We start from the raw sequence: 11,159 nt of genomic DNA, 5'->3' as shown, positions 1-11,159 counted from the left end.
AGCGAACCTTTCAGAAAGGAGAGGACCATGGCTTTTACCCTTCCCGATCTTCCTTATGCACATGATGCGCTGGCTGCCGGCGGCATGTCCAAGGAGACGCTGGAATTCCACCATGACATTCACCACAAGGCCTATGTCGACAATGGCAACAAGCTGATTGCCGGGACCGAGTGGGAAGGCAAGTCTCTGGAAGAGATCATCAAGGGCACCTACCAGGCCGGCGCCGTGGCGCAGAATGGCATCTTCAACAATGCCAGCCAGCATTGGAACCACACCCAGTTCTGGGAAATGATGGGCCCCAATCCCGGTCCGATGCCGGGCGAGCTGGAAAAGGCGCTGACCGAATCTTTTGGCTCGGTTGACAAGTTCAAGGAAGAATTCGCCGCTGCCGGTGCAGGCCAATTCGGCTCCGGCTGGTGCTGGCTGGTCAAGGACGCCGATGGCAGCCTGAAGGTGACCAAGACCGAAAACGGCGTGAACCCGCTGTGCTTTGGTCAGACCGCGCTGCTGGGCTGCGACGTGTGGGAACATTCCTATTACATCGACTTCCGCAACAAGCGTCCGGCCTATCTGACCAACTTCCTTGAAAAGCTGGTCAACTGGGAAAATGTCGCCTCGCGCATGTAAGCGATCTGACGTCCGGATATCATCGCGCCCGCTGGTCTCATCACCGGCGGGCGTTCTCATTTTTACGATGGCGTGCCGGAAATCTGCAGATCTTCTTGCCGTGCCCAAGTGATTCGCAGCGCGGCACCGAGCAGAACAATTGCGGGAAGACTTGGGCGAGGCGCCCGACCCTGAACCAGGCTGAATCGCACGTTCCGTGAAGGCTTTGGCCCTTCAGGACCAGCATCACCATCCGGGAACCTGTTTCAGGTAATCATCTGAAAAGAGGGGGAATGGTGGGCGACCCTGGAATCGAACCAGGCATGGGTCTCCCCGGCGGAGTTACAGTCCGCTGCCGCACCTTGCAGCACGTCGCCCGCCGATCGCCGTCGGCGTGGGGCGTGATTAACTGCAGTGAAAGGAGGCGTCAAGCGGATTTCTGGGACTTGCGCGAAAGCTTTTGGACGCGCAGAGAGAGATGGCGAGATAAGGATGGCAATATGGCTGAAAATTCGGGCAGGAACAGAAAACCCACATGGGTCATCGACAAGGAGCGCGCGCGCAGGGCTGCGGCGGCAGAGACTGTCTGGCTGTTCGGCCTGCATGCTGTTCGTGACGCCTTGCAGAATCCCTCGCGCGAGAAACTGCGGCTTGTGGTGACGCGCAACGCGGTGGACCGTCTGGGTGATCTGCATGGCATGACGCCGGAAATTACCGATCCCCGCGTGTTCGGGAAAACAGTTCCGCTTGCGCCCGACAGCGTCCATCAGGGGGCGGCACTTGAGGTGCGGCCGCTGAAATGGGGCAGCCTGAGCGAGGTGGCGCTGCGCGAAGCCCCCGGAGAGCAGCGGCCGCTGCTTGTCGCGCTGGACCGTGTGACCGACCCGCATAACATCGGTGCGGTGTTGCGCTCGGCCGAGGTCTTCGGGGCCCGGGCCGTGATTGCACCTTCGCGTCATTCCGCGCCCGAAACCGGGGCCCTGGCAAAAACCGCTTCCGGTGCGCTGGAACGGCAGCCCTATCTGCGCGTGCCCAATCTGGCCGAGGCGCTGAACCAGCTCAAGAACATGGGCTTCATCCTCATCGGGCTGGACGGGCAGGCAGAGCAGACCTTGCCGCAGGTTCTGAGTGATCTCTCGGGCCGGGCGATCTGTCTGGTGATGGGCGCCGAGGGGCCGGGCATGCGCGAATTGACGACAAAGAGCTGTGATCATCTGGCGCGCATTCCCTTCGCGGCGGATTTCGGGTCGCTGAATGTTTCCAATGCAGCAGCGGTGGCTCTCTATGCTGCGGCGAACGGCTAAGTTCACTTCCCTGCGATCCACCATCTGATTCGTTGAGAATCAGTGCAAAGGCTGGCATTGAGAGATCTTGGTTTTTCCGAGATTCGATGAAACATTTCGCCTTTCCCCTGTTGTTCTGTCTGGCTGCCGCATGTCCCGCGGCGGCCGAGAACTGGGCGGTTGGTGGCTATGATGTGGTGGCCTATTCGGACCGTGGCCATCCCGTGGCAGGCCGAAGCGACATCGCGACCCTGTGGAATGGCAAGCTGTGGTATTTTTCCAGCGAGGAGAACCGCGCCCGCTTCGAGGCGGATCCGCGCGGCTATGCTCCGGCTTTTGATGGCCTGTGTCCCGTTGGTCTTTCGGAGGGGCGTCAGGAGGCGGGCGACCCCGATCATTTCATGGTCATTGGCGACCGGCTCTACCTGATGCGGTCAAGGAATGCCGAACATCGGATCAGGACCAGGCCGCGCTCAATCCTGTCCAGGGCGCGGAAGAACTGGTCAGGGAAACGCTGATTCGACGATACCGATGTTCCTGTTTCGTTATCACAAAAACGCGATCCCTCTGGAACTTTTTCCGTGTGATGCACATTTACTACTTAGAGCATGACCATCGGAACGGTCATGTTCGGATCACTGTCCCTCGTTCCGCGACTTGCGCCCGGCCAGAATTCTGGACCGGGCGCCTTTTCTATGTCAGGTTGCATGCAACTTATGGCTGAGGAGGGGAGACCCGCCATGAATCTCGAACTTGATGAAGACACGGACATTGCCAATATCGCCAGGACCGTGAAGGTCATCGCGATGGTCGGGGCGTCACCCAAAGAGGCGCGCCCCAGCTGGGGCGTGGCCCGATTCCTGCAGGCACAAGGCTATCGTGTCATCCCGGTCAATCCCGGTCATGCAGGCTCGACCATCCTCGGAGAGAAGGTCCATGGCCATCTGTCCGAAATTCCCCCCGAGGCCGGGGTTCAGATGGTTGATATCTTCCGTCGGTCGGAAGCTGTTGCAGGGATCGTCGAAGAGGCGCTGGACTGCCTGCCCGACCTCAAGGTGATCTGGACGCAACTGGGCGTGCGTGATGATGAGGCGGCAGAGCAGGCCAGAGCGCGCGGCATCACGGTCATTCAGAACCGCTGTCCAAAGATCGAGTTCCCCAGATATCTGTAAGTGTGTGAACCGCTGTGGGCCGCAAGGCCTCGGCGATCATCTGTCCATCACCTGAAAAGAGATCGGCCGGGGCAGTGCCATGATACGACCTCGACAGATGACATATGCGTTCTGCAGGATTTCCAGTTTGTCGTAATCTGCATCGCGGCTTGAGCGACACATTCATCGCGTCCCGAGCGGATGGCTGAAGGTCGTATGGTCACTCTGCCCAAAGGCCTTGGGCCTGTTGTTTGCAGTTGCTGTCCTTTCCTGCGTTTCAAGCAAGCGGCTGGCCTTGTCGCTGCCTTCTTTCCTTTGCCGTCGAAGGCAGGGATGTTTGCATGTAGGGCGGATCCATGCGATGTGCGGCTGCGATGTCGGGCCAGCTTTTGAAACGGGATTTCGCTGGACTGCCTCGGGAAGCAGAACTGGCAACATCTTGATAACGTTAATATTCGAGGACTTCTATGGCAACGATGGTAGGTAGCGGATTCCACCTGAACGCAGCGTTAGGTGTTGGAGGAACTGCCGCTGAAGGTACCGTGCTGACCGCCAGCAACCTTGGCCAGTTCATCGATATCCAGACGGATGGCACCATTCAGCCGAATAACGGATCAATTGATATCGGGGACAGTTTTGTCGTTGATACCGACCGTGACGGCGATTTCTCGGACGAAGCCGCAACCACGCAGGTAGACAATGACCGTTATGTCAGCTCGACATTCACCTATGCCGACGGTTCCACGTCGACTGGAACCCTGGAACTGATCACCCTGTCGGATGGCTCGCAGGCCATCTTGGTAAACGAAGATGCGGCTGCAGGTATCAATGCAGCATCTGACCAAATCCAATCCATCACGCTTGGCCGATTCAGCACCGGATTTGATAACTTCTACAATCAACGACAATACATGAACGAGATCACGAACTCGGTCGTGTGCTTTTGCGAAAAAACACTGGTCAAAACGCCGACCGGCGAACGACAGATCAGTTCTTTGGTTGCGGGCGATGATGTCGTGACAGTCCGAGACGGCGTGCAAAAGATCGTCTGGATTGGCAGGCGCAAGCTGTCGACTGCTGAACTTGTGGCCTCACCGCATCTGAGACCGATTCGCATCAGTGCTGGCGCATTGGGAGAGGGCGTCCCGCATTCCGACCTCCTGGTTTCGCCGCAGCATCGCATTCTAATCGCGTCAAGGATAGCCGAGCGGATGTTCGGGCAACGAGAGATCTTTGTCCCGGCAATCAAGCTGGTCGAAGCAGAGGGTATCGAGCAAGTGGCTTCATTCGCCCCTGTCACCTATGTTCACATGCTGTTTGAGGCGCATCAGATCGTCTTCGCTAATGGCGCGCCGGCCGAAAGCCTTTACACCGGCGTTCAGGCGCTGAAGGCGCTGCCCGAAATGGCGCGCAGGGAGATTTTCGAGATTTTTCCCGAACTGGAAACCGCGGGTCAGGGCGCATCTCCTGCACATCTCACGATTCGGAAACAGGCGCAGGTGAGCAAGCTTTTGGCCAGGCATAAGCGGAACCACAAACAACTGGTTCTCTTGGAGAGTTAGGTCGATTCGGCCAGAACGCGATTGGTCGGATGTCAGGGCCGGGAATGTGGCTTCTGGTGTGGGTCGGATTGATGCGACGGAAAAAGACGGCCCCGGTTCTGCCGCATCCATAACATCTGACGGGGCCGAGACAAAACAGAGACCTGCCTTCCAGATTCTGGCGCACCAACCTTGGGAAGCAGGGCAATGGTCGGAAAACTGCTCGCGCAGAACGATCGAAGCTTCGGGGGCGGACCAGTCAAAGCCTCGCCTCGAGACCGGATCGGTCCAAGGATCGGGGGGCAGCATAGGCAGCATTATCCCCTCGGCTGTCTTGTATATCTGGCAGGTGGTCTTGTCGGCCGGGCGCGACAGTCTGACAAGAATAGAAAGCAGGTTCACGGTTCGACTGAGGCCCGTGGCGCAGGAGGGGGCGCTGCAGGCATCTTCCCTTTCCGAATCCGGGTCGCCGCCTGTATCGCGCGATCAAAGCCGTTGTGAGTTTGTCTTTGGTGTAGCTCGCACCCTGACGGATGATGAATTGGGCCATGTCCATGGCGCGGCCCCTGACTTTGGATGGCGGCGCCGTGATGGACAATGGTCCAGATTGGCTGTCCGTCTTCGATAAGACGATCCAGATCAACGACTTGGAGGATATTGGCTGGGGCGGTAGGATTCGAACCTACGATACACGGTACCAAAAACCGATGCCTTACCGCTTGGCTACGCCCCAACTGTGGAGCGGGAAATATCCAATGCTGACGGAGGGTGCAAGTCGAAAATTCAAAGAATCTTGTTTGTTTTCCTTCAGGCCGCTATGGCCGCCCCATGGAACATGTTGATCTCGCAATTCTTGGGGCCGGAGCAGCCGGATTATTCTGTGCAGGCTCGGCTCTGGCACAGGGGCGACGGGTTCTGGTCCTCGACCATGCAGGCAAACCGGCCGAAAAGATTCGGATTTCTGGAGGTGGGCGTTGCAACTTTACGAATCTGGCCACCGAGCCCGGACGCTTTGTTTCGGCCAATCCCCGTTTCAGTGCCAGCGCGCTTGCTCGCTTTCGCCCGGCACAATTCGTTGAACTGGTCGACAGGGCGGGAATCGCCTGGCACGAAAAGACGCAGGGACAATTGTTCTGTGACGGCAAGGCGACGCAGATCACCCATATGCTGCTGCGCCGGATGGAAGGCGCGGAACTGCGGCTGAATTGTGCGGTGACCGGGGTCCGCCACGGCGGCGACCGGTTTCTTGTGGACACAGCCACAGGGCCTGTCAGCGCGGCTTGCGTTGTTGTGGCCACCGGCGGGAAATCGATCCCGAAAATGGGTGCGTCGGGAATTGGTTATGATATTGCACGCGATTTCGATCTGCGATGTCAGGAAACCTTGCCGGGGCTGGTGCCAATGACATTTGCCGAACAGGATCTGGCGCTGTGTCGGCCCTTGGCCGGGGTGTCTGTCGAGGCGCGAATCCGCCATGGTGGCGCAACCTTCAAGGATGCATTGCTGTTTACGCATCGGGGCCTCAGCGGGCCGGTGATCCTGCAGATATCCAGCTTTTGGCGGCCCGGAGAGACATTGACAGTCGATCTGGCTCCGGATGTCGATATTGCCGGGCATTTGAAACGTCAGCGCGGCGAAGCCGGACGCATTGCCGTCGCCACGGCCTTGTCTCGGATGCTGCCCGAGCGGCTGGCGCAGGCAATCGCGGCAGAGCTTGGGCTGGCTTCGGCGCGCCTTGCCGATCAGCCCAACAAGATGCTGGAAAAACTGGCTGCGCGGATCAATCGCTGGCAGTTGCGTCCCGTCGGGACCGAGGGCTATCGCACTGCCGAAGTGACCCTGGGTGGCGTGGACACCCGCGAACTGGACGCGAAGACGATGCAGGTGCGCAAGGTTCCCGGCCTGCATTTCATTGGTGAATGTGTGGATGTGACCGGCTGGCTGGGTGGATATAATTTCCAGTGGGCCTGGGCGTCGGCCGATGCGGCAGGGCGTGCGGCCCTGACAGGCTGAGGGCCATGGCCGGCGCCGCTTGTGCCGAAAGGCGCAGGCGGTCGGGACATGGCCCCCGGCAGGGATCAGATGGTGATCGGCTCGGCCTTGGCCAGGGCGTCAAAGCGCATCAGCGTCGCGATCAGTGCCGGCATTTCATGCAGCGGGATCATGTTCGGCCCGTCCGAGGGCGAATTGTCGGGATCCTGATGGGTTTCAATGAAGACACCCGCCACGCCAAGCGAAACTGCGGCGCGGGCCATGACCGGTGCGAATTCACGCTGCCCGCCAGAAGAGCCACCCTGTCCGCCCGGCTGTTGCACGGAATGGGTGGCATCCATGATGACCGGATAGCCGGTCTTTGCCATGGTCGGCAGCGAGCGCATGTCGGCCACCAGCGTGTTATAGCCAAAGCTGGCACCGCGTTCGGTCAGCAGGATGTTCTCATTCCCGGTCGAGGCGACCTTGTCGGCGACATTGGGCATGTCCCATGGGGCCAGGAACTGGCCTTTCTTGATGTTGATGACTGCGCCGGTCTTGCCAGCCGCCAGCAACAGATCGGTTTGACGGCACAGGAAGGCCGGGATCTGGATGACATCGACATGTTTCGCGGCCAGGACAGCCTGTTCGGCATCATGCACATCGGTCAGCACCGGGCAGCCCAGACGCTCACGCACAGTGGCCAGCATGTCGAGACCTTCCTGCACGCCGACGCCGCGACGACCTTTCAGCGAGGTGCGATTGGCCTTGTCATAGCTGGCCTTGAAAATGTAGCTGGCCCCGGCCTTGGCACAGGCCTCGGCCATCTTCTCGCCGATCATCAACGCGTGATCCAGCGTTTCCAGCTGGCAGGGGCCGGCGATCACGGTCAGCGGCAGGTCGTTGCCACATTCCAGATTGCCGATGCGAATGTGTTTTGCTTTGGTCATGTGGATACCTGTTCACGCAAGATTGAGGCTGTCAGCGACAGCATGAGGTAGATACCGGAAAATATCAGGAATGCCACCAGCGTATTCTGGAAGGCTTTGGGATAGGTGGCTTCATCCGGTGCCACCGGTTTCACGGATAGCGACAGGTAACGGACCTGCTTGTTGGCCTCGATACGCGCCGATTCCATCTGGGCTGCGGCAGCGGCCAGCAATTCCTGACGCGTCGCCAGTTCGCTTTCGGCGATTCTCAACTCGCCCGATACCGCCGCCAGTGAACTGCGGGTCTCATTGCCCTCGGTCAGCTGCGAGCGCGTGATGTCGATCAACTCGCGCAGGCGCTTGATATCACCCTGAACGGCTGCCACGCGGCTTTGCAGCGGGCGCGGGTTGGCCTGCAACTGGCCCAGCTCTAGCTGCTTCTGGTTCAATTGCCCTTCAAGCGTGGCAATCTGGTTCATGACCACGGTGCCTTCGGCCACGGGGTCAAGGACGCCCAGTTTCTGCTGCAATTCCTGAACACGGCGTTGGGCGGCCAGCACCTTTTCCTCGGCGTCGTGATAGGTTTCTATGGCACCCGCCATCTGGTCATCGCGCAGGCGTTCGGTCATGCGATCGACCTGTTCTTCGGCATAGGCGATCAGCGCGACCGAAAATTCTTTGCTGAGCTGCGGGTCAGGGGCGATCACCTCCATGTCCAGCACGCCTTCGGTCGGGTCATATCCGATCTTCACCGATTTCAGATAGACTTCATAGGCGGCCTCATTGGTCGCATCAGGCGGCAGGCGCTTGATCGGGTCCAGATCCGGATCCTGAAAAGCCTGCTTGAAACCCTTGTCCGCGTCCAGTCGCAACATGGCATCGCGCGAGGTCAGATAGCTTTGAACCGCGACGGAGTCGGGGTTGGTCGCCAGTTGTGAGCCGCTGAGCAAGCTGCCCAGCCCCGAGGAGCCGCTGCTTTCGGCGCTCTGGATCTGGAATTGCGAATAGGTGGCGTAAAGCGGCGAGGCGATGCGGAAGTAATACAACCCCGTCAGCAGCGTCGGCAGCGCGATGAAGAACAGCAATCGCAGCGCCAGCATCATCAGGCGCCGACGGCGGCGGCGGGCGATGTCGCGCTGGATGCGATAGATTTCGGCAGCGCGGCGTTCCTCGGTCAGGGCTTCGCGCGACGGCAGGGGCGGGCGTGCCGGTCCCAGGCCCGTGCCGGGCGCAGAGGGGGGCTGCGCCTGCGGGACCAGGGCGGGGGTGTTGCGGCCCGGGGCGGTGCTTGCCTGCGTGCCCGCGGCCGAGAGCAGCTTGCCAAGTGCCGCCCGCTGCGAGGGATCGATTCCGCGCTCGCGCAGGCGCAGCACGGCTTCTTCGTCGGATTGAACCTCTATCTGGTGCAGGGTTGCGATCCGGCGGGCAATTCGCAACTGGCGCTCGGTCAGTTTCTCGTCGCGAATGGCCTGCAGTTTCTTCTCGAGATCCGGGTCCACGGCCTTGGGGGCGGGGCTTTCGTCGGGATCCATGCCGGCAAAGCCGTCCTGCGGTGGATCGGTGCGCATGAATCTTTCGCGGCGGGCCTGTTCGGATTCGCTGTCACCCTGAGGCCGAGGCTGATCGCCCGTCGCATTGGATTCGCTGCGCCTTTGCACTTCGATCCGAACGCCATCCTCCTGTTTTCCGGGGTTGATCGAATCGGACGGCGATGTGTGAAAACCACGGGCCTTAGGCGGTGTAGTCATAATACTGCTTGGCCTCTTCAAGGGACTCGAACATATACAATTTTCCGTCGCGCAGGATTGCCGCACTCTGGCAGAATTTCTCGATTGTCTGGGGCATATGCGACACGATGACCACGGTCGAGTTGCGCAGACGGTCGAACAATACCGAACCGGCCTTGCGATTGAATTCGACATCGGTGGTTTGGGGCATGCCCTCGTCGATCAGGTAGATGTCAAATTCCAGCGCAAGCAGCAGGGAAAAGGTGAATCGCTGGCGCATGCCCGCCGAATAGGTTCCCACGGGCATGTCGAAATATTCGTTGATATCGGTCAGCCAGCGCGTGAAGGCCGACACGTAATCGGGATCCAGTCCATAGATGCGGGCGATATAGCGGGCGTTTTCATTGGCCGAATGCTTGTTCACCACGCCGCCCATGAAGCCGAGCGGGAACGATATCCTGCATTCGCGCCGGATCACGCCCTCGTCGGGTTTTTCCAGCCCGCACATCATGTTGACCAGCGTCGTCTTGCCGGTGCCATTGGGCGCAAGGATGCCAAGGGAATGCCCCAGTTCGACCCGGAATGAGGCCTGGTCAAGGATGACTTTGCGCTGCGTCCCGGTCCAGAACGACTTCGAGACATTATCGAATTCCAGCATGGCGATTTGCTACCATCCGTGATTTTGGGCCGGTTGCCATGCCGGGGGGGTGCCGGACAACCGCCCGGACCATAGGCGCGTCAACGCAAGCTGTCCAGTTTCCACCCTGATGCCCCATAAGTTGTATTCTGTCACCCTTCTTTCCCGCTACATTTTCACTAGTATCAGGTCCATGTCGCTTTCGCACCGCATCAGCTCCTGCAGGATTTGTGTCGCGCGCTTCGCGGAAACGGCGACGGCCCATGCCCCGCGGCCGGTGGTCTGGTTCCGGCCAAGGGCGCGCTTGTTGATCGCAGGGCAGGCGCCGGGCATGCGGGTGCATGAAAGCGGACGCCCCTTCGATGACAGATCGGGCCAGAGATTGCGCGACTGGATGGGCATTGACGAGGCGCAGTTCTACGACCGTGACCGCATTTCCATTGTGCCGATGGCCTTCTGCTTTCCCGGCTATGATGCGAAGGGCGCGGATCTGCCGCCTCCGCCCATATGTGCCAGAACCTGGCGCGACGAGGTGATGGCGCTGTTGCAGCCGCGCCTGACATTGCTGATCGGCGGACATGCGATGCGCTGGCATCTGGGCGCGCGGCAGGTGAGCGAAACCGTGCGCGACTGGCGCAGATATGCGCCATCGGTCTTTCCGTTGCCTCATCCGTCATGGCGCAACACGGGCTGGCTTCGCCGCAATCCCTGGTTCGAAACCGATCTGCTGCCGGCATTGCGCGCGGCGGTCGCGGCAGAGCTTTCTCAGGGGGCGGGGTCGGCCTGAAGCCGGGTGGCAACGTCATCATCGACGGGAACGTCAAAGCTGTTCACGATGAAGCCCAGCACGGAATAGAATCCGACCGTTGCCATCAGGTCGAACATCCCTGCCTTGCCGATGGCGGCCGTGACCGCCTCTTGCGTGTCGGGGCCAAGGCGGGCATTGGCGAAAAGCTCATCCACCGCTGCGGCCAGCACCCGGTCGTCTTCGTCGATCCCCTCCAGCGGACCGGCCAATGCAGCGATACGCGCGTCATCCATGCCGACGGCCCGGCCGCGGGTGACGTGATGCGCCCATTCATATGCAGAGCCGAGGTTGTGCCCCGTCCGCAAGATGACCACCTCGCTTTGCTGGTCGGTCATGGCGCGATCGCGCACGACATGCTGGCGCAGCGGAGCCCATGCAGCCAGCAGTCCGGGATGATGGGCCATGGTCCGATAGACATTCAGCTTGCCCGCAAAGCCCCCGTTCAGCGCCGCGATCTCAGCGGGCCAATCACTGTCTGACAGGGGTTCAATTTTCTTGCTCATCAG

The 11,159-nt window shown here is 60.1% G+C and carries 11 protein-coding genes and 2 tRNA genes; 7 read left to right on the top strand and 6 right to left on the bottom strand.

All coding sequences use genetic code 11. The annotated features are described in order from the left end of the window. Nucleotides 1-27: 27 nt before the first annotated feature. Complete coding sequence (locus tag JHW44_RS11440; protein WP_089342770.1) at nucleotides 28-627, top strand: superoxide dismutase; 600 nt, start codon at nucleotides 28-30, stop codon at nucleotides 625-627. A 273-nt stretch (nucleotides 628-900) separates the two neighbouring features. Here the strand turns inward: JHW44_RS11440 and JHW44_RS11435 are convergent. Next, a tRNA-Tyr gene (locus tag JHW44_RS11435) sits at nucleotides 901-984 on the bottom strand. 122 nt (nucleotides 985-1,106) lie between these two features. On the opposite strand from JHW44_RS11435, the gene rlmB reads away from it, so the two are divergent. The 4 genes from rlmB (at nucleotide 1,107) to JHW44_RS11415 (ending at nucleotide 4,602) form a co-directional block, all read left to right on the top strand. Continuing rightward, nucleotides 1,107-1,910: a 23S rRNA (guanosine(2251)-2'-O)-methyltransferase RlmB gene (rlmB, locus tag JHW44_RS11430; RefSeq protein WP_089342771.1), complete on the top strand. Its 804-nt coding sequence runs from the start codon at nucleotides 1,107-1,109 to the stop codon at nucleotides 1,908-1,910. Between the two features lie 86 nt (nucleotides 1,911-1,996). Continuing rightward, nucleotides 1,997-2,407 carry a YHS domain-containing (seleno)protein gene (locus tag JHW44_RS11425; RefSeq protein WP_089342772.1) on the top strand — a complete coding sequence of 137 codons (411 nt, stop codon included), beginning with the start codon at nucleotides 1,997-1,999 and terminating at the stop codon, nucleotides 2,405-2,407. Nucleotides 2,408-2,629: 222 nt separating this feature from the next. Then, entirely contained in the window at nucleotides 2,630-3,061 is a 432-nt protein-coding gene (locus JHW44_RS11420) for a CoA-binding protein (RefSeq protein ID WP_089342773.1), read from the top strand. A gap of 446 nt (nucleotides 3,062-3,507) precedes the next feature. Continuing rightward, complete coding sequence (locus JHW44_RS11415) at nucleotides 3,508-4,602, top strand: Hint domain-containing protein (protein WP_089342774.1); 1,095 nt, start codon at nucleotides 3,508-3,510, stop codon at nucleotides 4,600-4,602. 637 nt (nucleotides 4,603-5,239) lie between these two features. Here JHW44_RS11415 and JHW44_RS11410 read toward each other — a convergent pair. Next, nucleotides 5,240-5,314, bottom strand: a tRNA-Gln gene (locus JHW44_RS11410). 95 nt (nucleotides 5,315-5,409) lie between these two features. On the opposite strand from JHW44_RS11410, the gene JHW44_RS11405 reads away from it, so the two are divergent. After that, complete coding sequence (locus JHW44_RS11405; RefSeq protein ID WP_089342775.1) at nucleotides 5,410-6,594, top strand: BaiN/RdsA family NAD(P)/FAD-dependent oxidoreductase; 1,185 nt, start codon at nucleotides 5,410-5,412, stop codon at nucleotides 6,592-6,594. A 65-nt stretch (nucleotides 6,595-6,659) separates the two neighbouring features. Here the strand turns inward: JHW44_RS11405 and kdsA are convergent, their stop codons facing one another. Genes kdsA through JHW44_RS11390 form a run of 3 tightly spaced genes read right to left on the bottom strand, consistent with a single transcriptional unit; the run spans nucleotide 6,660 to nucleotide 9,866 of the window. After that, the gene (gene kdsA / locus JHW44_RS11400; protein WP_089342776.1) at nucleotides 6,660-7,502 is read right to left on the bottom strand and encodes a 3-deoxy-8-phosphooctulonate synthase; all 843 of its coding nucleotides are present in this window, start codon (nucleotides 7,500-7,502) and stop codon (nucleotides 6,660-6,662) included. Then, nucleotides 7,499-9,229 (bottom strand): KpsE/RkpR family capsule polysaccharide export protein, encoded by a 1,731-nt coding sequence (locus JHW44_RS11395; protein WP_089342777.1) that lies wholly within the window; start codon nucleotides 9,227-9,229, stop codon nucleotides 7,499-7,501. The genes kdsA and JHW44_RS11395 overlap by 4 nt, the downstream gene beginning before the upstream one ends. Further along, nucleotides 9,213-9,866, bottom strand: a complete 654-nt coding sequence (locus JHW44_RS11390) for an ABC transporter ATP-binding protein (protein ID WP_089342778.1) — start codon at nucleotides 9,864-9,866, stop codon at nucleotides 9,213-9,215. Before JHW44_RS11390 ends, JHW44_RS11395 begins: the two co-directional genes overlap by 17 nt. Nucleotides 9,867-10,038: 172 nt before the next feature. Between JHW44_RS11390 and JHW44_RS11385 the strand changes: the two genes are divergently transcribed. Beyond that, nucleotides 10,039-10,632: a uracil-DNA glycosylase family protein gene (locus JHW44_RS11385; protein ID WP_089342779.1), complete on the top strand. Its 594-nt coding sequence runs from the start codon at nucleotides 10,039-10,041 to the stop codon at nucleotides 10,630-10,632. Here the strand turns inward: JHW44_RS11385 and JHW44_RS11380 are convergent. After that, nucleotides 10,611-11,156: a carboxymuconolactone decarboxylase family protein gene (locus tag JHW44_RS11380; RefSeq protein WP_089342780.1), complete on the bottom strand. Its 546-nt coding sequence runs from the start codon at nucleotides 11,154-11,156 to the stop codon at nucleotides 10,611-10,613. The genes JHW44_RS11385 and JHW44_RS11380 overlap by 22 nt on opposite strands. Nucleotides 11,157-11,159 lie beyond the last annotated feature (3 nt).

It is taken from the genome of Paracoccus seriniphilus (assembly GCF_028553745.1).
GTDB lineage: Bacteria > Pseudomonadota > Alphaproteobacteria > Rhodobacterales > Rhodobacteraceae > Paracoccus > Paracoccus seriniphilus.
The sequence above is the reverse complement of the archived record's forward strand: the minus strand, read 5'-3'. Positions and strand labels throughout refer to the sequence as shown.

Coding starts and splice junctions, on each gene's coding strand:
- JHW44_RS11440 (WP_089342770.1), top strand. CDS start 28: ATGGCTTTTACCCTTCCCGATCTTCCTTATGCACATGATGCGCTGGCT.
- rlmB (WP_089342771.1), top strand. CDS start 1,107: ATGGCTGAAAATTCGGGCAGGAACAGAAAACCCACATGGGTCATCGAC.
- JHW44_RS11425 (WP_089342772.1), top strand. CDS start 1,997: ATGAAACATTTCGCCTTTCCCCTGTTGTTCTGTCTGGCTGCCGCATGT.
- JHW44_RS11420 (WP_089342773.1), top strand. CDS start 2,630: ATGAATCTCGAACTTGATGAAGACACGGACATTGCCAATATCGCCAGG.
- JHW44_RS11415 (WP_089342774.1), top strand. CDS start 3,508: ATGGCAACGATGGTAGGTAGCGGATTCCACCTGAACGCAGCGTTAGGT.
- JHW44_RS11405 (WP_089342775.1), top strand. CDS start 5,410: ATGGAACATGTTGATCTCGCAATTCTTGGGGCCGGAGCAGCCGGATTA.
- kdsA (WP_089342776.1), bottom strand. CDS start 7,502: ATGACCAAAGCAAAACACATTCGCATCGGCAATCTGGAATGTGGCAAC.
- JHW44_RS11395 (WP_089342777.1), bottom strand. CDS start 9,229: ATGACTACACCGCCTAAGGCCCGTGGTTTTCACACATCGCCGTCCGAT.
- JHW44_RS11390 (WP_089342778.1), bottom strand. CDS start 9,866: ATGCTGGAATTCGATAATGTCTCGAAGTCGTTCTGGACCGGGACGCAG.
- JHW44_RS11385 (WP_089342779.1), top strand. CDS start 10,039: ATGTCGCTTTCGCACCGCATCAGCTCCTGCAGGATTTGTGTCGCGCGC.
- JHW44_RS11380 (WP_089342780.1), bottom strand. CDS start 11,156: ATGAGCAAGAAAATTGAACCCCTGTCAGACAGTGATTGGCCCGCTGAG.